The 16,188-nt window shown below is 72.3% G+C and carries 17 protein-coding genes; 5 read left to right on the top strand and 12 right to left on the bottom strand.

All coding sequences use genetic code 11. The annotated features are described in order from the left end of the window. Positions 1-218: 218 nt before the first annotated feature. The 6 genes from B0E54_RS04105 to B0E54_RS04080 all read right to left on the bottom strand — a co-directional run bounded on the left by B0E54_RS04105 (position 219) and on the right by B0E54_RS04080 (position 7,968). Positions 219-698, bottom strand: a complete 480-nt coding sequence (locus B0E54_RS04105) for a helix-turn-helix transcriptional regulator (RefSeq protein ID WP_234581899.1) — start codon at positions 696-698, stop codon at positions 219-221. Between the two features lie 242 nt (positions 699-940). After that, complete coding sequence (locus tag B0E54_RS04100) at positions 941-2,233, bottom strand: cytochrome P450 (protein WP_234581898.1); 1,293 nt, start codon at positions 2,231-2,233, stop codon at positions 941-943. 369 nt (positions 2,234-2,602) lie between these two features. Continuing rightward, positions 2,603-3,553: a hypothetical protein gene (locus B0E54_RS04095; RefSeq protein WP_234581897.1), complete on the bottom strand. Its 951-nt coding sequence runs from the start codon at positions 3,551-3,553 to the stop codon at positions 2,603-2,605. Between the two features lie 86 nt (positions 3,554-3,639). Beyond that, on the bottom strand, positions 3,640-6,555 hold the full coding sequence (locus B0E54_RS04090) for a glycosyl hydrolase (protein WP_234581896.1): 2,916 nt from the start codon (positions 6,553-6,555) through the stop codon (positions 3,640-3,642). 190 nt (positions 6,556-6,745) lie between these two features. Next, a complete protein-coding gene (locus tag B0E54_RS04085; protein WP_234581895.1) occupies positions 6,746-7,129 on the bottom strand; it encodes an MmcQ/YjbR family DNA-binding protein in 384 nt (127 codons plus the stop codon). A gap of 89 nt (positions 7,130-7,218) precedes the next feature. Continuing rightward, a complete protein-coding gene (locus tag B0E54_RS04080) occupies positions 7,219-7,968 on the bottom strand; it encodes a thioredoxin family protein (RefSeq protein ID WP_234581894.1) in 750 nt (249 codons plus the stop codon). Between the two features lie 251 nt (positions 7,969-8,219). Here B0E54_RS04080 and B0E54_RS04075 point away from each other — a divergent pair, with 251 nt between their 5' ends. The 3 genes from B0E54_RS04075 (at position 8,220) to B0E54_RS04065 (ending at position 10,204) form a co-directional block, all read left to right on the top strand. Beyond that, a complete protein-coding gene (locus B0E54_RS04075; protein WP_234581893.1) occupies positions 8,220-9,395 on the top strand; it encodes a beta-propeller fold lactonase family protein in 1,176 nt (391 codons plus the stop codon). Positions 9,396-9,532: 137 nt separating this feature from the next. Continuing rightward, a complete protein-coding gene (locus B0E54_RS04070; protein WP_234581892.1) occupies positions 9,533-9,802 on the top strand; it encodes a GlsB/YeaQ/YmgE family stress response membrane protein in 270 nt (89 codons plus the stop codon). Between the two features lie 99 nt (positions 9,803-9,901). Then, on the top strand, positions 9,902-10,204 hold the full coding sequence (locus B0E54_RS04065) for a GNAT family N-acetyltransferase (protein WP_234581891.1): 303 nt from the start codon (positions 9,902-9,904) through the stop codon (positions 10,202-10,204). Positions 10,205-10,213: 9 nt separating this feature from the next. Here B0E54_RS04065 and B0E54_RS04060 read toward each other — a convergent pair whose 3' ends face one another. From B0E54_RS04060 to B0E54_RS04050, 3 genes are read right to left on the bottom strand one after another with little or no spacing between them, the layout of a single operon-like run. Further along, entirely contained in the window at positions 10,214-10,657 is a 444-nt protein-coding gene (locus B0E54_RS04060) for an SRPBCC domain-containing protein (RefSeq protein ID WP_234581890.1), read from the bottom strand. A gap of 1 nt (position 10,658) precedes the next feature. Continuing rightward, a complete protein-coding gene (locus B0E54_RS04055; RefSeq protein WP_234581889.1) occupies positions 10,659-11,009 on the bottom strand; it encodes a metalloregulator ArsR/SmtB family transcription factor in 351 nt (116 codons plus the stop codon). Further along, positions 11,006-11,464 (bottom strand): SRPBCC domain-containing protein, encoded by a 459-nt coding sequence (locus tag B0E54_RS04050; protein WP_234581888.1) that lies wholly within the window; start codon positions 11,462-11,464, stop codon positions 11,006-11,008. Before B0E54_RS04050 ends, B0E54_RS04055 begins: the two co-directional genes overlap by 4 nt. 191 nt (positions 11,465-11,655) lie before the next feature. On the opposite strand from B0E54_RS04050, the gene B0E54_RS04045 reads away from it, so the two are divergent. Further along, complete coding sequence (locus B0E54_RS04045; RefSeq protein ID WP_234581887.1) at positions 11,656-12,372, top strand: isocitrate lyase/phosphoenolpyruvate mutase family protein; 717 nt, start codon at positions 11,656-11,658, stop codon at positions 12,370-12,372. A gap of 55 nt (positions 12,373-12,427) precedes the next feature. On the opposite strand, the gene B0E54_RS04040 is transcribed toward B0E54_RS04045, so the two are convergent. Beyond that, positions 12,428-13,354 carry a 5'-3' exonuclease gene (locus tag B0E54_RS04040; protein ID WP_234581886.1) on the bottom strand — a complete coding sequence of 309 codons (927 nt, stop codon included), beginning with the start codon at positions 13,352-13,354 and terminating at the stop codon, positions 12,428-12,430. 59 nt (positions 13,355-13,413) lie between these two features. Then, positions 13,414-13,641: a hypothetical protein gene (locus B0E54_RS04035; RefSeq protein WP_234581885.1), complete on the bottom strand. Its 228-nt coding sequence runs from the start codon at positions 13,639-13,641 to the stop codon at positions 13,414-13,416. Between the two features lie 119 nt (positions 13,642-13,760). Between B0E54_RS04035 and B0E54_RS04030 the strand changes: the two genes are divergently transcribed. Then, complete coding sequence (locus tag B0E54_RS04030; RefSeq protein WP_234581884.1) at positions 13,761-14,852, top strand: DUF4037 domain-containing protein; 1,092 nt, start codon at positions 13,761-13,763, stop codon at positions 14,850-14,852. Here B0E54_RS04030 and B0E54_RS04025 read toward each other — a convergent pair. Continuing rightward, positions 14,836-16,098, bottom strand: a complete 1,263-nt coding sequence (locus B0E54_RS04025; RefSeq protein WP_234581883.1) for an MFS transporter — start codon at positions 16,096-16,098, stop codon at positions 14,836-14,838. The two genes, B0E54_RS04030 and B0E54_RS04025, sit on opposite strands and share 17 nt — an antisense overlap. Between the last annotated feature and the right edge of the window lie 90 nt (positions 16,099-16,188).

Below are 16,188 nucleotides of genomic sequence, written 5' to 3'. Positions count from 1 at the left end.
GTAGGGTCGGGCCGCGTGGGACCTCGTGCTCGACGCCAAGATTGACTCCCACGACTCGTCGATGACGGTCTATACGCACCTTGCCGAATGCAAGTCCCATTCCGCCGGAACCCGCGCTCGGAGGCCAGACCTGGCGGTGGTACAAACTGGCCGTACCAGCATCTGTACCCAGAGTCAGCGGCCGGTGGCGCGCAGCTGTCGTTAGCCGGTGCCCGCGCTCAGCGCTGGTCGTCGAGGTGCTCGGGCGCGCGGCGCGGCCCGGGGTCGTCCGCTTCCGGTTGGCTGCTGAGCACCTGGCCGATCAGCTCACGCAGCTCGTCGATGGCGTCCACCACGGCGCCCGGGTCGCGCGCGTCGCGCCGACTCCGCTGGCGCGGTACGGGCGGATCGAGTCGCGCCTGCTCGGGGGTCCGTGGGCCCCGCCGGCCGTCGGCCGCCAACTGCTCGGCCGCGACCTGCGGCCACAGGGAGGCCAGCAGGCCGCCGGTGTCGAGCACGTCGTCGCAGCGCACCGCGAACTCGTGGCTGCCGAAGCGGCGGCCCGACTCCACCGCGGCCACCGTCTCCCGGCTGAACCGCACCAGGTCCGCCAGGGCCCGCTGGGTCAGTCCCCGTCGGACCCGGCAGCTGCGCAGCTCCCAGCGGAACTGTTGGCTGGCCGCGGAGTGAGCGGCGCTCGGCGGGGGCGTGTGCTCCATGCGCTCACCTTCGTGGCACCCGCGAATCAGCAGCAGGTGTCAGATCGAGATTGGCCGATGGGCTGAACATTCATAGGGGGCAATTCTTAACCCTGGACACGATGGGTGTGAAGACGTGCGCCGAGATGGATCGCCGCGCATACCGTACGAGCCCACGCGCCCGACCGCCGAGGAGTGTCCTGCCGGTCGGACCCGGCCGCGTCAGGCGGGCCCGCAGGTCAGCGCCGCCGGTCTCATCGTCGTCAGGCGGCGTGTGCCTCGGTGGTGGCGGCCGGAGCTGCCGTCGGGCGGTCGGCGGGCGCGAGAATATCGATTGTCGCGACCAGTGCGTGGTGCGCGCGAAAAGACACATTGGGCTTGAATGAGCGGCGGTGCTCGGGTGCCAGTCGGAGGCCGGGAATGGCGGCCGCGAGTCGGGTGAGAGCCACACCGGCCTCCAGTCGCGCCAATGCGGCGCCGATGCAGAAATGCGGGCCGTGGCCGAACGACAGGTGGTCGGCGGCGTCGAGGCGACGTGGGTCGAACCGGTCCGGGTGGGCGAAGACCGCCGGGTCCCGGTTCGCCGCCCCGATCATCAGCAGGCACCGCGCGCCCGCCGGAATGGTGACCCCGCCCAGGGTGACGTCGCGGCGGGTCACCCGCAGCCAACCGTCGATGGCGGGCGCGAACCGGAGGGTCTCGGTCACGAAGTCGGGCACGGATCGTGGGTCGGCGACCAGCGCCTGCCATCGCCGCCGGTCGGACAGGGCCCCGTCGAGCGCGTGGGCGAGCAGGCCGGCGGTCGTCTCGTGCCCGGCGACCAGCAGGTTGAAGGCGAGGCTCGCCACCTCGGTCACCGTCAGCACCGTGTCGTCGTCGTCGCGGTAGGCCAGCGCCCGGCTGATGAAGTCGGCGCCCTCGGGTCCACTGTCGAGTCGCCGCCGTACCAGATCCTGGCAGTAGTGCCAGAACTCCAGCAGCCCCCGGGCCAGACGTACCTGCTCGTCCGGGTCCGGCTGCCCCCAGATCAGGGCGAGCTGACCGTCCGCCCACCGCCGGATCTGGTCGACGTCGGCGTCGGGCACCCCGAGGATGTCCAGGATGACCAGCAGCGGAAGCTCGGTGGTGAACTCACCGACGAGATCCGCCCGCCGGCCGGCCCGGACCACGAGTCGGGCCACCAGGTCGTCGACGCGGCGACGGACGATCGCGCCGTACTCGGCCTCGGCCCGGTCCGCGGTGTTGGCGAAGGTGGCCCGCAGGGCGCGGCGGGTGCGGGGGTGCGTCGGCGGGTCGGCGGCGGCCGTCGTGGGTGGCGCGTCGATCCGCATGATGACGCTCATCGCCTCCGGGCAGACCTCGTAGATCGGGGCGAGGGTGAGGGCGTTGCCGAACGTCGCGGCGTCGGCGAGGCCTTGTCGGACGTCCGCGTGCCGGCTGATCAGCCACAGGCCCAGATCCTCGGCGTAGGGCACCCGGTCGGGATCGTCGAGAATGCGTCGCCAGGCGCTTGCGGGATCGGTGAGATAGACACCGGAAAACGGATTCAACTGCATCGAACGCCTCCTGACGCGCCGCGCGAAACCAACGACGCTCGCATTCCGCACGCCGCCGATGGGGGGCCGACAATGGTGCGCGTCTGCCGCGCGCTCTTCACGGTGCGCCGGCTCGATGCGCAAGTCAAGATTGGTAGGCATCTATTTGATAGCGTGCTAATCGTTCCTCGCGGAACCATTGTGGAGCTGGCCGGCTGCACCTTGCACTCCGGTGTTTGCCAGCTTCCATCCCCGGGCGCGAGCCCGATCGCGACTCAGCCCTCCACGATGGTCGACGGGATTGCCGGATTGTGCAAATCCTCATTCCCGGCAACGATTCCGCACGGAGGGAGGTGACGCCGCGGCGAAAGGCGAACTCGGGCAGGGCGCTCAGCCGTCGGCGCGTTGAGCCACCGGCTTGGTCAGGTGGGCCAGCCAACCGCCCAGGCGCCCCAGCACGCCAGTCGATTCGAGCAACGACATTCCGCCGCCCACCATTGCCACACCCGCCGTGGCGGCGATCATCCCGACCGGATACTCCCGGGCGTGGAACGCCAGCAGGCCCAGCACGGTGACCGCCGCCCCGCTGAGAGCCAGCAGCGCACCGGCCAGGGCGTCCCGCTGCTCGGCGAACACGAAGACGAGCGTCACGCCCAGCCAGCACAGACCGGCCACCGCGACCAGGGCGGCGGTCACCAGGGATCCCTCGCGAGCCAGACCCACGCTGGCGGGAACGCTCAGCACACCCAGCGCGCCGGCCCGGGACCACGACACACGGGCCTCGCGCAGCAGCGCGAGGCCGGTGCTGCCCGCGCCGAAGAGGTGCCGGCGGTCATAGAGGACGAGGAGGCCCAACGCCACGGCGAAGCTGCCCAGGGTCACCCCGACGAACCGGGCGCCGGCCCGCTCGACGTGGACGGCGTCGGTGACGACGAACAGACCCGCGGTGCAGACGCTGATTCCGGCCAGCGAGGTCAGGGCTGTCGCCCGGTCCCGGGCGACCAACGCGGCGCAGGCGATCGCCACGACCGCCACCAGGGTGAGCGGCCCGGCCCACGACGACGGCGTCGTCACGGCCAGCGCGACACCGGCGACCGCGACGTAGAGCAGGATCCGGGGCAGCGCCTCGGCCAGCGGGGCCCGTTCGTCGAGTCGATTGTGGCCGTACACCACCGCCACCACCAGGATCACCGCGCCGACGGCCACCGGCGGGAGGACGGTGGCCAGCTGGTTCAGGGCCACGGCCGAGCCCGCCGGGCCGAGCCACCCGACCAACCGCAGCCGCCACCGCGCGGTCCCGGTCCGCGGCGGGCAGGGCTGCGGTTCGCGTACGGACGACATGCCGCCAGCCTCGCACCCGGTCGCCAGTCGCGGCGAGGGCTCGCCGCCGGCCGGGGTGCGGCCGACGGCGAGCGCGGGTGTACGGATCAGGAGTACGGCAGGCGTAGCACCGACTGGTTGCCGAGGCCCAGCGTGGTGGGGTTGTTGCCGATGGCGGACCAGACCTCCACCCGCACGGTGCCGTTGCTCAACGTGCCCAACGTGCCGGTGGCCGAGGCCAGGCCGGCGTTCTGGGTGTAGTGCTCGTAGCCGGGAACCGGGTCGGTGGCGAAGTAGCGCCAGGTCTCCGTCCGGTCCCAGCTGCCGTTTCCGGTCAGGTCGTAGGAGACGCGCACCTGCACCCCGTTGCCGACGGCGGTGCCGGCGTCCAGGAACAGGTCGAACGCGGTCTGCGCCCCGGAGTAGGCGAGGTTGAGCCCGGTCGCCGTGAAGACCTGCGGGTTGGTCGGCGTACCGTCGTGGTTTCCGTTGGCGGCCGCGACAGTTGTCGTGCCCGCGCTGCCGGCGGCGCCCAGCCCGCCACCGGCCAACAGGTACCGCGTGGGCGAGCCCGAACTCGGCGGCGGCGTGGTCGGCGGCGCGGTCGTCGGCGGCGCCGTGGTCGGCGGTGCCGTGGTCGGCGGCGCGGTGGTCGGCGGGTTCGTGCTCGGCGGCACGCCGCCGGAGGCGTTGCCCCCGCTCCAGGTGTACGCCCCGGTGGTGGCCGTCTTTCCGGCCGCCACGGTGAGCCGGGTGCCGGTGGAGAACGTGACGGTGATCGGGTTCGCCGACGGGTTCGATGCCACGTAGGTGCGCGTCCCGTTGCGGGAGAAGACAGCGCTCAGCGGGTGGTTGGCGGTGACCGACGTGTCGACGGTGCCCAGCGCCGCGAGGTTACGGATCCAGTGGAAGGTGTGCGCCCGGCTCTCGCCCTCCTCGGGGGTGTAGCCCGGGTTGGCGCGCAGGTTCGCCAGGGCCGCGTCGGGGTCGCCGAGGGCCTGGAACTGCCAGAGGATGTCCTGCCACACCGTCGGCGGTCCGCCGTTGTTGCGGACCAACTCGGCGTAGTTGGTGCGCACGTACGCCGGGTTGTTGCCGAGGTAGAGGTGCCCGCCGGTGACCGGCAGCAGGTTGATGCCCTGGATCATCTCCGGATCGGCGCTGAACCAGGTGGCGTACGCGCCGCCGTCGCCCCAGACCATGCCGACGGTGGAGTGCCCGAAGGCGGCGGGGAAGTTCTGGTCGCTGACGTCGAACCAGTACTCCTGGATGGCCGCTGCCTGTGTCGTGTAGAGGAAGATGCCGGCGTCGCGCACTGTGGTGTCGCCGGTGACCTGCCCCCACTGGATGAGGGCGTTGGCGAAGTTCATCCCCTCCGAGGACGACTCCTGGTTGTTGCCGGAGCCGAACGAGCCGTGCCCGGACGCCCAGTCGTGGCCGGCGTAGATGTCGAAGTCGCGCAGGTAGGGAAAGCGGGTGTCGTCGCGGCGGTAGTTGTTGGCGTCGCGGATCAGCAGGTCCACCATGCCGCCGTAGCGGCTGGTGGCGGCCCAGGACGGGTCGAACTTGGCAAGTGTCGCGGCCGCGGCGATGAAGTAGCCGTAGTGGAAGTGGTGGTCGTTGAGTTCCTGGTCGGAGCCGTACGACGCCGGGTAGCCGATCAGGGTGCCCCAGTTGGCGTCGTAGTAGAAGAGCTTCTGGGTCTTGCCGCTGGACGCGGTGAACCAGTCGGTGAGGGTGCTGCGGATCGCGTTCAGGGCGCTGTCGCGGGTGGCCGTGTCGTTGACCAGGTCGGCGATCTCGGCGAGCCGGGCGGCCCGGCCGAGGCCCTTGCCGGTCCAGTACGTGTCGTTGCCCCGCTGGTCCATGGGGTTGCTCCGCGCGGCGGCCAGGTGGCCGGTGAGCGTGGCCAGGTCCGCGCCGCTGCCGTCGCCGACGGCCGGCAGTTCGGGCAGGACACCCTGGAACGCCATGGCGGTCCGGAACTGGTTGACCCCGGTGAGGACCTTCATCCGGCCGCGCGCCGACGGGTAGGTCGGCGTGATCGGCGTCGAGCCGGCAAGCGACTTCCACTGGTGCGGGTAGAGGCTGACCACCGTCTGCGTGGCGGTCCCCTCCCGTGCGGTGGTGGTGAACGCGTACGTCGTGCTCAGGCCGTTGGTCGCCGGGTCGTAGGCGTACGAGACCCGGGTGCCGGTGACGTGGGCGTGCGCGTAACGGCCGTAGGTGGTGGCCAGGTCGGCGCGTTCGGTGGCGCTGGCCGTCGGAGGCAGCAGGGCCACCGAGAAGTAGCCCCGACCGGCCAGCGTGGAGGAGATGCGGCCACCGCTGACGGTCCAGGTCGCGCCGCTGGGGGCGTACGCCACGTAGTCGTGGCCGTTGACCCGGAAGCCGATGGTGGCGCCGCCGTTGGACCAGACGTCGGCGGTGCCGGACGTGCCGATCACCGCGTCGCCGCCGCTGGCCTGGAAGTACGCGAACGGCAGGCCGTGGCCGATGGTGGCGCGCAGGGTGCGGCTTCCGTCGCTCCAGTACGGGCTGACCGTCCAGTCGGTCCAGCCGTCCACCTTGACCTGGGGCGCGGCGAGCCCGGCGACGCCGACGCGGATGTCCTGCACGTACGGGTAGTGGTACTCACCGACGCCGTTGGCCGTGCCGCTGATGGCGGGTGTGGAGTTGGCGGAGAAGCCCAGGCCGTCGGTGAACGTGTCGTAGGAGGTCGGGTGGGCGTGCAGGGGCTCGCTGAAGGCGCAGTCGGTGCGCTTGAACAGCAGCGACGACCACCAGTCGTTGGTGGGTACGGCACCGGCGGGCGCGTTGGCGGTGGCGAACTGCCGGGGGTTGGTGGACATCGCGCCGCAGCCGGTGGGGAGCGCGCCGACCGGGGTGGTGGTGTAGCTGCCGGCGCCCACGGGTGCGGCCTCGGCGGCGCGGGTGACGGGGATCGTGAGGCCACCGACGACCAGGGCCAGGACTGCGGCGGCTGCCAGGGCCCAGCGGCGGTGGGGGACGGGAGGTTTCATGGTGCCTCCATCGCGCGTCCCGGTACGGACCGTGCCGGCCCGGGCGCGTAGCGTCTGAATTGTGGAAAACGTCGATCGAGAGAGCGCTCTCTCAGGCGGCACGGTAATCGACCCCCGAGATCCCCGTCAATGTGTCAGTCCGGTTGCGTGCTGATGTCGCGAACTGATCGCCCGCCGCGCCGGCGCGGCGTCAGCTCTCCGCCACGCCGATCCCGTCCAGGTCGGCGTGCAGCGCGGTCGGCGCGCGCATCCGCCACGCGTCTGTCACGAGTTCACTGAGGCGCTCGACGTCGACAGCCGCCAGACGCAGCATCACCAGCGGCAGGCCGTCGTAACCGGACGTGGTGAAGAAGACCTCGGGTTCGCCGAGCAGGAGAGCCTGCTTCTCGGCCTCGTCCCCGACGAACAGCACCGCGATGTCGCGCCGGATCACCCGCGGCTTGCCCGGCCTGCGCTCGGGATAGGACCAGACGAAACCCTTGTCGGCCACCCGGAAGTCGAAACCCTCGCTCTGGATCTCGACCGTGTGGGGCAGGGCCAGGGCCAGGCGGCGTACGTCGTCGGCGTCAGCCACCGGGACCTCGCACCGCGCGTGCCATCCGCATGCGCCGAGATTACGCACCGGGACCGACACCTCGCGGGCGGGCCGCCCCACCGGCGGCGTCAGCCGGCGGACAGGTCGACGGCGGTGGCGCCGACGACCGCCCGGTCGCTCTCGCGCTGGACGTAGCCGATCACCTTGGACCGGTCGGGGTCGAGATCCGGCGGCGTGGTCAGTTCCACCTGCCCCTGCTCGGCGTCCAGGGGCACCGAGGCGAAGGCGCGTACCACGTTGTCCTGCCGCAGCGTCCGGCCGGCGTTCTCGCCGCGGGCGATCTGGCTGAGCAGGCCGCGTTGCACGAGCGCCACGTTCACCACCGCGTGCTGCGACAGCCGCTCACTCCGGTAGCCCACCACCATCCGCCGTCCGCCGTCGGCGACCTCCGCGACGGACAGGGTCAGGGGCGCGGCGGCGGGCGACATCAGGGCGGACGCGACGGCCCTCGCCGCCCGGCCACGGTCGGAGCCGACGAACTCCACGGTGCCGTTGACGATCATCTGCGGGGTGTAGAGACGCCCCGAGCCGAAGCCGCGGGCGTACGCCTCCTGCCGCGCCGTGTGGGCCGCGTCCGCGAACTGGTCGGGCCAGCCCAGATCGTCCCAGTAGTCGACGTGGAAGCCGAGGGCGAAGACGGGCTCGCCTCGCGTCCGGGAGTCGTGGTCGATCTCGGTCAGCAGTTCCTCCGCGGGAGGGCAGCTGTTGCAGCCCTGGGAGCTGAACAGTTCCACGACGGCGACGCCGTCGCCCGGCGTGAGGGACTGCCGATCCGGCTGACGGGCGGGGTCCGACCCGTGCGGCGCTGGGTTCGTCATGGCCGTCTCCTCCCCGAGCTGCTGGCGACCTGGCGATTTCCCGTTACCGCACCGGCAACGCCTGGTCAGCGAGGCCGGGAGGGCGCACGGGTGCGTTCGGGGACCGCACGTGCCTCCCTACCACGAATCCACCGTTGCGCCCGGCGATGCCACTTACGGGTAAAGCCCGCCTAACCGCCGTCATCCTCCGATAGCGTGCCAATGAGAGGAAACCTCGTATTTCGTCCCACGATGCGGCTAAGGAGTCAGTAATGAAGCGCAGCGTAGCGCTAGCGGCGGCCCTCCTGGCGGGTCTGACCAGCGTCGGAACGCTTCCCGGACCTGCCTGGGCCGACGGCGGCGGCCCGTCCGGCAACCACGACGACCGCGGGGGAGGTGGACACCACCACGACGGCGAGGGCGCGGTCTTCGTCCAGACCAACAAGGCCGAGGGCAACACCATCAAGGTGTACGACCGCGACGAGGACGGCCGCCTCAGCAAGGCGGGTGAGTACGAGACCGGCGGGCTGGGCGGCTTCACGATCGGCGCCCCGGTCGACGCGCTGGCGTCGCAGGGGTCGTTGACCTACCACCGGGGGCTGCTGTTCGCCGTGAACGCCGGCAGCAACACCCTGACCGTCTTCCGCGTCGACGGCACCCGGCTGCACAAGGAGCAGGTGATCTGGTCCGGGGGTCTGCTCCCGGTCAGCGTCACGGTCCGCGGTGACCTCGTCTACGTGCTCAACGCCGGCGGCGAGGGCTCGGTCCAGGGTTTCGAGCTGCACAAGGGCCGCCTGTCGCCGATCCACGGCGCCAACCGGTCGCTCGGCCTGCAGAACGGCAACCCGCCCGCGTTCATGACCGCCCCCGCGCAGGTCGAGATCGACCCGGACGGTGAGTTCGTGCTGGTGTCGACCAAGGCCGCCAACGTCATGTTCAGCTTCGAGATCGGTCGCGACGGCGAACTGGCCCGCCACCCGGTCATCAGCGACGCCGGTTCCGTGCCGTTCGGCTTCACGTTCGACACGGAGGACTCGGTGCTGGTCACCGAGTCCGGCAGCAACGAGGTCGGCCGGTTCGACCTCGACGAGGACGGTGCCCTCGACCAGGTCGGGCCGTCGGTGCCGAACGGTCAGCAGGCGCCCTGCTGGATCCAGCGGGTCGGCGACTACTTCTACGTCGCCAACGCTGGCAGCTCCACCATCAGCGCCTACCGGGTCGACGACGACGGCACGCTGGAACTCGTGCACGCCGTCGCCGCCGACACCGGCGGGGGGTCGATCGACATGACCACCAGCGACGGCTTCCTGTACGTCCAGAACGCCGCCGCCGGCAACGTGCAGGGCTACGAGGTGAACGACGACGGCTCGCTGCGCCTCGTCACCACAGTCGAGGGCCTGCCGAAGTTCACCGACGGCATCGGCATGGAGGGCATCGCCGCCTCCTGACGGCCGGCACACCGCTGGTCCCGGTCGGCTGCGGCCGGGACCAGCGCACGTCCCCACCCGGACGGTGGTTTCGGCGGTGCCCGATACGGGGCAGAAGAGCGTCGCTGACGACAACATTTTCGGAAGGGACGGCCCCCGTGGAAATCCAGGGCTTCTTCACAGCGATCATCATCGGCCTGGTCATCGGCGCCCTCGGTCGGCTCGTGGTGCCCGGCAAGCAGAACATCTCGATCGTGCTCACCCTGGCGATCGGCGTGCTCGCCGCGATCCTCGGCACCCTCGTGGCCGGTGGGCTCGGCGTCGACGACACCGCCGGCATCGACTGGATCGAACTGCTCCTGCAGGTGGTGTTCGCGGCGATCGGCGTGGCCGTCACCGCCGCCGTGTACGGCCGCCGGCGCGTCTGACGTTCCCGGGCGGGCCCGCTCCCGGTGGGGGCGGGCCCGCCCGCGCATCGTGGCGGCGACCCGGTGAGGCCGCCACGGGCGCTGTGCTTGGATGGTCCGGTGCAGTTCACCGTGACAGACGCGCCGACGCGGGAGCGCTTCGAGGCGCGCGACGAGACGGGCGCGGTCGCCGGGGTCGTCACCTACCAGCTGACCGGCGCCATCATCGCCTACACCCACACCGAGGTCGATCCGGCGTACGAGGGCCGGGGCGTCGGCTCGACCCTGGCCCGTGCCGTCATGGACGACGCGCGGGCCAGGGGTCGCACCGTGGTGCCGATCTGCCCGTTCCTCGCCGAGTGGCTGGTCAAGCACCCGGAGTACGAGGACATCGTGGTGCGGTCCACCCGGAAGGTGAAGTGACGCGCGGGCTCAGTGCCAGTCGCTGATCCGGACGTCGTCCGGCGCCGGCCTGCCGCGCCCGGTCTCCACCAGCTCCTTGAGGCTCATCAGGAACGTCGCCCACTTGGTGCCGCAGTGGTGCATGAACTCGCCCGGCTCGCGCCACCCTTCGTGGCTGAACAGGACGATCGTGTAGTCGCCCCGCCTGTCGAGGCGCCAGTCGATCTCGGTGCCGACCCATTCCTGGGGGCCGTCGGTGACCCGCCAGCGGACGTGGCCGGTGGGGTCCCGCTCCAGGACCTCCATGTCGAAGCCCCCGGCGTCGCCGAACCGGAAGGCCAACTGCCCGCCGACCTCGCTCGTGCCCACCGTGTCGGTCGTCCACCAGGCGGCGAGGCCCTCCGGGGTGGCCACCGCGCGATAGACGTCGTCGAGCGGGGCGACGACGCCGACCCGGTGCAGGATGTCGACCATCTCAGTCTCCCTGGTTGTCGGTGCGGTGACGTTCGATCGTCTCGGCGATCCGCTTGATCCGGCGGAGTCGGGCATCCCAGGTGGCGCCGACGGCGGTCAGTTGGGCGACCGCGCGCGCGAGCTGCGCCTCGTCGACCTGGTAGTGACGTTCACGGCCGGCCGGCGCGGAGTGGATCAGGCCGACCCGGTCCAGGACCGCCAGGTGCTTCGAGACGGCCTGGCGGGTGACGGGCAGTCGCTCGCTCAGCGACGTGGGGGTGCCGGGCCCGCCGGCGAGCAGCAGGTCGATCATGCTGCGCCGGATCGGGTCGCCGATCGCCGACCAGAGGGCGTCGTCGACGGCGGTGGTCATGACGTGGCGACCAGCCGTGCGACGTACGTGCCGAGCGCGGGGATGTAGTGGTTCCACCCGCTGACGTGGTCCTGGTACTGCTTCTCGAGCAGGGCGATCTCCCAACCCATCTCGCGAAAACCGGTCTCCGTCATGCGGACGCGGGTCCCCGTCGCGATCGGGACGAGGTCGAAGGTGACCAGCAGCGACTGGCCGTCCCGGCCGGGCTCGGCGAAGCACCACCGGAAGGAGAACCGCTTCGGCGGGTCGACGTCCACGACGGCGAGGTCGACGGTTGTCGTCTCGCCGGTCTGCGCGTCGCGCCACACCAACTCGCCCGGCGCACCCGCGACCGGTTCGAACCGGGCGTCGTCGGGCCACCACTCCCGCACGTGCTCGGATTGGCTGATCACCTCGAAGACCACCTCCGGCGAGGCGTCGACGTCGATGTCGCGTTCGATGACTCCGTACTCCATGCGTACCACCCTTTCGCAACCTTTGGTTGCGTCAGGTTATCGCGCTCCTGGCGTCTCGCGCAACCGATGGTTGCGTATTGGCCCCGGGTACGGCACGACGGGCGGGCCGGGCGATGACGGTACGGTCCATGGTGGGGAGCCACCCCGCCTTCGCCGTCGTCCCTTCACACCACCATCGGGAGACCTGAACGATGACAGCCGCCACCTTCCGTGCCCTGCACCACGACCGGCCCGCCGGTGACCCGCTCGTGCTGCCGAACGCCTGGGACGCGGGCAGCGCCCGGGTCTTCGCCGACGCCGGCTTCGAAGCGCTCGCCACGCCGAGCGCCGGGATCGCCGCCTCCCTCGGCTACGAGGACGGCTCCACCCCGCCCGCCGAGATGTTCGCCGCCGTGGCGAGGGTCGTCCGGGCCGTCTCCGTCCCGGTGTCCGCGGACGTGGAGGACGGCTACGGGCTCGCCCCCGTCGAGCTTGTCGAGCGGCTGCTGGAGGCGGGCGTCGTCGGCTGCAACCTGGAGGACTCCGAGGGGCACGCCACGCTCAAGGATCCGCAGCGGCACGCGGACTGGCTGGCCGAGGTGCGGGCGGCGGCAGGCGACGCGCTCGTCATCAACGCGCGCGTCGACACGTTCCTGTTCGGCTCGGGTGACCCGGCCGACGCCGTCGCCCGCGCGAAGCTGTACGTCGCGGCGGGTGCCGACTGCGTGTACCCGCTGCGGGCCCCGACCGAGGTCCTTCCGCTGCTGCGCGAGGGCATCACCGGCCCCATCAACATGGCCGCCGCGCCGAACCGGGAGTCCGTGACCGAGCTGGCCCGACACGGCGCCACCCGCATCACGTTCGGCCCGGGCCTGCAGCGCTACGCGATGGCCGCGATCGGTGACCTGGCGGCCAACCTGCGCGCGTGAGGCACCGGCGCCCTCACCAGGGGGCGCCCCGTTTGCGGGGAGGGCGCCCGCCCGGTCAGGCGTCGGCGCGGGCGGCCAGGGCGTCCACGAGGCGGCGGGCGGAGCCGGCCAGGTTCCACCGGGCGGCCAGCTCGAGAAGTCGCTCCGGGTCGGCGGGGGCGGTCGGCAGCGCGGTGGGCAGCTCCGGCAGGGCCACGTCCAGGGCGACCCGGACCACCGTCGGCGCGACGGCCAGGTAGTCGCGGGCGCCCGCCAGCTTGGTGCGCAGGCCCGGCGCGAACGACGAGTCGGAGTCGTCCAGCGCGGCCAGGATGCCGTCGATGCTGCCGTACCGCTCGATGAGTCGCGCGGCGGTCTTCTCGCCGACGCCCGGCACCCCGGGCAGTCCGTCGCTGGGGTCGCCGCGCAGGGCGGCGAAGTCGGCGTACCGGTCGGCGGGCACCCCGTAGCGGGTGCGCACCGCCGCGTCGTCGCAGTCGTCGAGCTTGGCGACGCCGCGCCCGACGTAGAGCAGCCGCACGGCCCGGGAATCGTCGATGAGCTGGAACAGGTCCCGGTCGCCGGAGACCACCTCGACCGGGCCCGGCTGGGTCACCGACAGCGTGCCGAGCACGTCGTCGGCCTCGTAACCGGTCGCGCCGACGGCGGTGATGCCTACCGCGTCGAGGACCTCAAGGATCATCGGCACCTGCGGGGAGAGCGTGTCGGGGACGACCTCGCCGCCCTGCGGGGCCACCCGGTGCGCCTTGTACGACGGCAGCAGCTCGACCCGCCACGCCGGCCGCCAGTCGTAGTCCAGAGCGCACACCATCCGGTCGGCGCCCCGGCCGCGGATGAGCGTGGCGAGCATGTCGAGGAAACCGCGCACCGCGTTGACCGGCGTGCCGTCCTCGGCGCGCGCGGCGGACTCCGGGATGCCGAAGTAGGCCCGGAAGTAGAGGCTGGGTGCGTCGATCAGCAGGATCGGGGATCGGTGTGCCACGCCCGACAGCCTGGCACAGCCCTGCGACGATCAGCGGTACGCCCGGCCGCCCGGCGGGGTCAGTGCCGCTCGTCGTGCCGGTAGACGGTGTCGCGTCGGGCGAGATGCTGCACGACGTAGCTGGTCACCAGCAGCAGGATCGCGACCAGCACCTCGACCCAGGCGGCGACGCCGTCAGCCACGGTGAGCCCGATGACCAGCAGGACCAGGCCGACGAGCGCGAGCACCCCGGCCCACAGTTGCCGGCGACGGCGGGTCGCCGCCCGGTTCGCGTCGTTCGCTGTCACGTCGGCCCTTTCGGTCGCGGCCCCCTGCGGACGTCCCGAGCCCAGGCTATGGCCCCCGCCCCCGTCCTACCCGGCAAACCACAGTGCGGACAGGCCCCGCGACGGCGCAGACTGCCGGTGTGTCGTTCCTTCCCGGCCTGGTGCTGGCCCGCCGGTACCACGACGAGGTGGTCGCGCCGATCCTGCGCGGTCGCTTTTCCTCCCTGGCGTACGCGGCGGGACTGCTCGACGGTGGCTCGGAGGTGCTCGGCCTGGACACGGCCCGGTCGACCGACCACGACTGGGGCCCGCGCCTGCAGGTGTTCGTCGGGCCGGCTGACGTCGCCGCGATCCCGCGGATACGCGCCGCGCTGGACGCCGACCTGCCGGCGGAATTCCTCGGCTGGCCCACCCGCTTCGCTGGCGACGGACGACTGGGCGTCCCCGACGCGGCCGGAACGCGCCACGGGGTCACCGTCGACGAGATGGCCGACTGGTGGCGCCGCCGGCTCGGCTTCGACCCGATGGACGGGGTCGGCACGGCGGACTGGCTGGCGAGCCCGACCCAGCGGTTGGCGGAGGTGACAGGTGGCGAGGTGTTCCATGACGGCCTCGACGGGGCGCTGACCGCTCGACGGGCGGCGCTGCGGTGGTATCCGCCGGACGTGTGGCGGTACGTCCTGGCCGCCGTGTGGACGCGGATCGCGCAGGCTGAGCACCTGCCCGGCCGGTGCGCCGAGGTCGGCGACGAGCTGGGCAGCCGGGTTGTCACCGGAGGCATCGCCCGTGACGTGCTCCGGCTCGGTCTGCTGCTGCGCCGACGCTGGCCACCGTACGACAAATGGCTCGGCACGGCCTTCGGCCGGCTGCCGGGCGCGGCCCCGGCGGTCGCGGCGCTGGCCGAGGCGACCGGCCCGGGCGACTGGACCCGGCGCCAGGCCGGTCTGGTCGAGGCGCTGGAGACCATGGCCCGGTGGACCGACGACACCGCTCTGGCGGCCCCGGTACGCGCCCGGGCCGGCCCGTTTCACGACCGGCCGTTCCTGGTGCTGCGGGCCGAGCGCGTCGCCGCCGCCCTACGCGCCGCGGTGACCGACCCGGCGCTGCGCGACCGACCGCTGCTGGGGGCGGTCGACCAGTACGTGCACAGCGTCGATGTGCTCAGCGACGCGAGCCGGGCGCGGCGGGTGGCCGACGGCCTGTTCCCGGGTGTGGTCACCGACCGATGGTGACGGCCGGACGTCGGCCCTCGTCGCGGTCGTGGTCGGTGAGGTCGCGCAGGCGTCGGACGGGGGACAGCAGCAGCACCACTGGCGCGCAGATCAGGGTCGCCGCGAAGATGAACAGGGTGGCGCGGGCGCCGAGCGGGCCGGCGAGCGCGCCGGCGACCAGCCCGCCGACCGGGATGGCGCCCCAGGAGACGAACCGCACGGTCGCCATCACCCGCGAGAGGAGTTCGGGCGGGCTGGCGATCTGCCGGTACGTCCGGGTGGTCACGCTGAGCACGACCGTGCCGAGGGAGAAGACGATGCTGCCGGCGGCGAAGGCGACGTAAGCCGGCCACCCGGTGCCGCCGGGGATCAGGAACGCTCCGGCGACAGTCGTGAACCCGGCGGCGACCAGCGCGCGGGCGCTGCCGAGCCGCGTGGTGATCCACGTGGTGAGGGCGGCCCCCACAAGCGCGCCGACGCCCTCGACGGCGAGCAGGACGCCGACCAGGCCGGCCGGCGCGTGCAGGTCGCGGACGAGGTAGAGCGGGTGCAGCGCGAACTGCGCGCCGCAGACGAAGTTCATGGCCGTCGCGGCCCACATGCACGGGGCCATGACCTGGTGGTACGCCACGTAGCGCCAGCCCTCGCGGATCAGCTCACCGACCGGCGGCCACTGCTCGGGCGCGTCGACGCGGCGCGCGGGCAGGGTGCGCAGCAGAGCCGCCGACACGAGGTAGCTGGCCGAGTCGACGAGCAGGGTGGGCACCGCGCCGAGCGCCTGCACGGCGAGCCCACCGAGCGACGGGCCGCTGAGCAGGGTCGCGGCGTGGGTGGCCGAGGTGAGGCTGTTGCGCGACTGCAACTGCTCGCGCTCGACGATGCTGGGCAGGAAGGTCGAGTTGGCCACGTCGAACAGCACGTTGGCGAAGCTGACGACGAGCGCGGTGACCACCAGGTGGGTCACGGTGAGCTGCCCCCACCACCAGGTCAGCGGGATCGACGCGACGGCGAGGGCGCGGGCCAGGTCCGCGCCGACCTGGGTGCCGCGCAGCGGCAGGCGCTGCACGATCACGCCGGCGGGCAGGCCGATCACGATCCAGGCGACGTAGCTGGCCGCGGCGATCAGACCCATCTGCCACGCGGAGGCGTCCAGGACGGTGAGCGCGGTCAGCGGCAGGGCCACCGCGCCGACCGCCGACCCGACCAGACTGGTCGTGCCGGCGGTCCACCAGCGCCAGAACACACCGGCCCGTTCGTCGACGTGCATGTCGTCGGCCCCCGTCCGTCGCGCCGCTGCGTTCCCGGTGTCGGTGCGCTGCCGTTGGCGGTGCGTGCCGTGGGCAGTGGCTGCCGAGGG

It is taken from the genome of Micromonospora sp. MH99 (assembly GCF_021442385.1).
In the GTDB taxonomy this organism is placed as follows: Bacteria; Actinomycetota; Actinomycetes; order Mycobacteriales; family Micromonosporaceae; genus Micromonospora.
The sequence above is the reverse complement of the archived record's forward strand: the minus strand, read 5'-3'. Positions and strand labels throughout refer to the sequence as shown.

Bases quoted from the DNA above. Each gene is read 5' to 3' on its own strand.
- B0E54_RS04075 (WP_234581893.1), top strand. From the start codon at position 8,220: ATGAAGCGCAGCGTAGCGCTAGCGGCGGCCCTCCTGGCGGGTCTGACC.
- B0E54_RS04105 (WP_234581899.1), bottom strand. From the start codon at position 698: ATGGAGCACACGCCCCCGCCGAGCGCCGCTCACTCCGCGGCCAGCCAA.
- B0E54_RS04060 (WP_234581890.1), bottom strand. From the start codon at position 10,657: ATGGTCGACATCCTGCACCGGGTCGGCGTCGTCGCCCCGCTCGACGAC.
- B0E54_RS04080 (WP_234581894.1), bottom strand. From the start codon at position 7,968: ATGACGAACCCAGCGCCGCACGGGTCGGACCCCGCCCGTCAGCCGGAT.
- B0E54_RS04050 (WP_234581888.1), bottom strand. From the start codon at position 11,464: ATGGAGTACGGAGTCATCGAACGCGACATCGACGTCGACGCCTCGCCG.
- B0E54_RS04055 (WP_234581889.1), bottom strand. From the start codon at position 11,009: ATGACCACCGCCGTCGACGACGCCCTCTGGTCGGCGATCGGCGACCCG.
- B0E54_RS04025 (WP_234581883.1), bottom strand. From the start codon at position 16,098: ATGCACGTCGACGAACGGGCCGGTGTGTTCTGGCGCTGGTGGACCGCC.
- B0E54_RS04090 (WP_234581896.1), bottom strand. From the start codon at position 6,555: ATGAAACCTCCCGTCCCCCACCGCCGCTGGGCCCTGGCAGCCGCCGCA.
- B0E54_RS04100 (WP_234581898.1), bottom strand. From the start codon at position 2,233: ATGCAGTTGAATCCGTTTTCCGGTGTCTATCTCACCGATCCCGCAAGC.
- B0E54_RS04045 (WP_234581887.1), top strand. From the start codon at position 11,656: ATGACAGCCGCCACCTTCCGTGCCCTGCACCACGACCGGCCCGCCGGT.
- B0E54_RS04095 (WP_234581897.1), bottom strand. From the start codon at position 3,553: ATGTCGTCCGTACGCGAACCGCAGCCCTGCCCGCCGCGGACCGGGACC.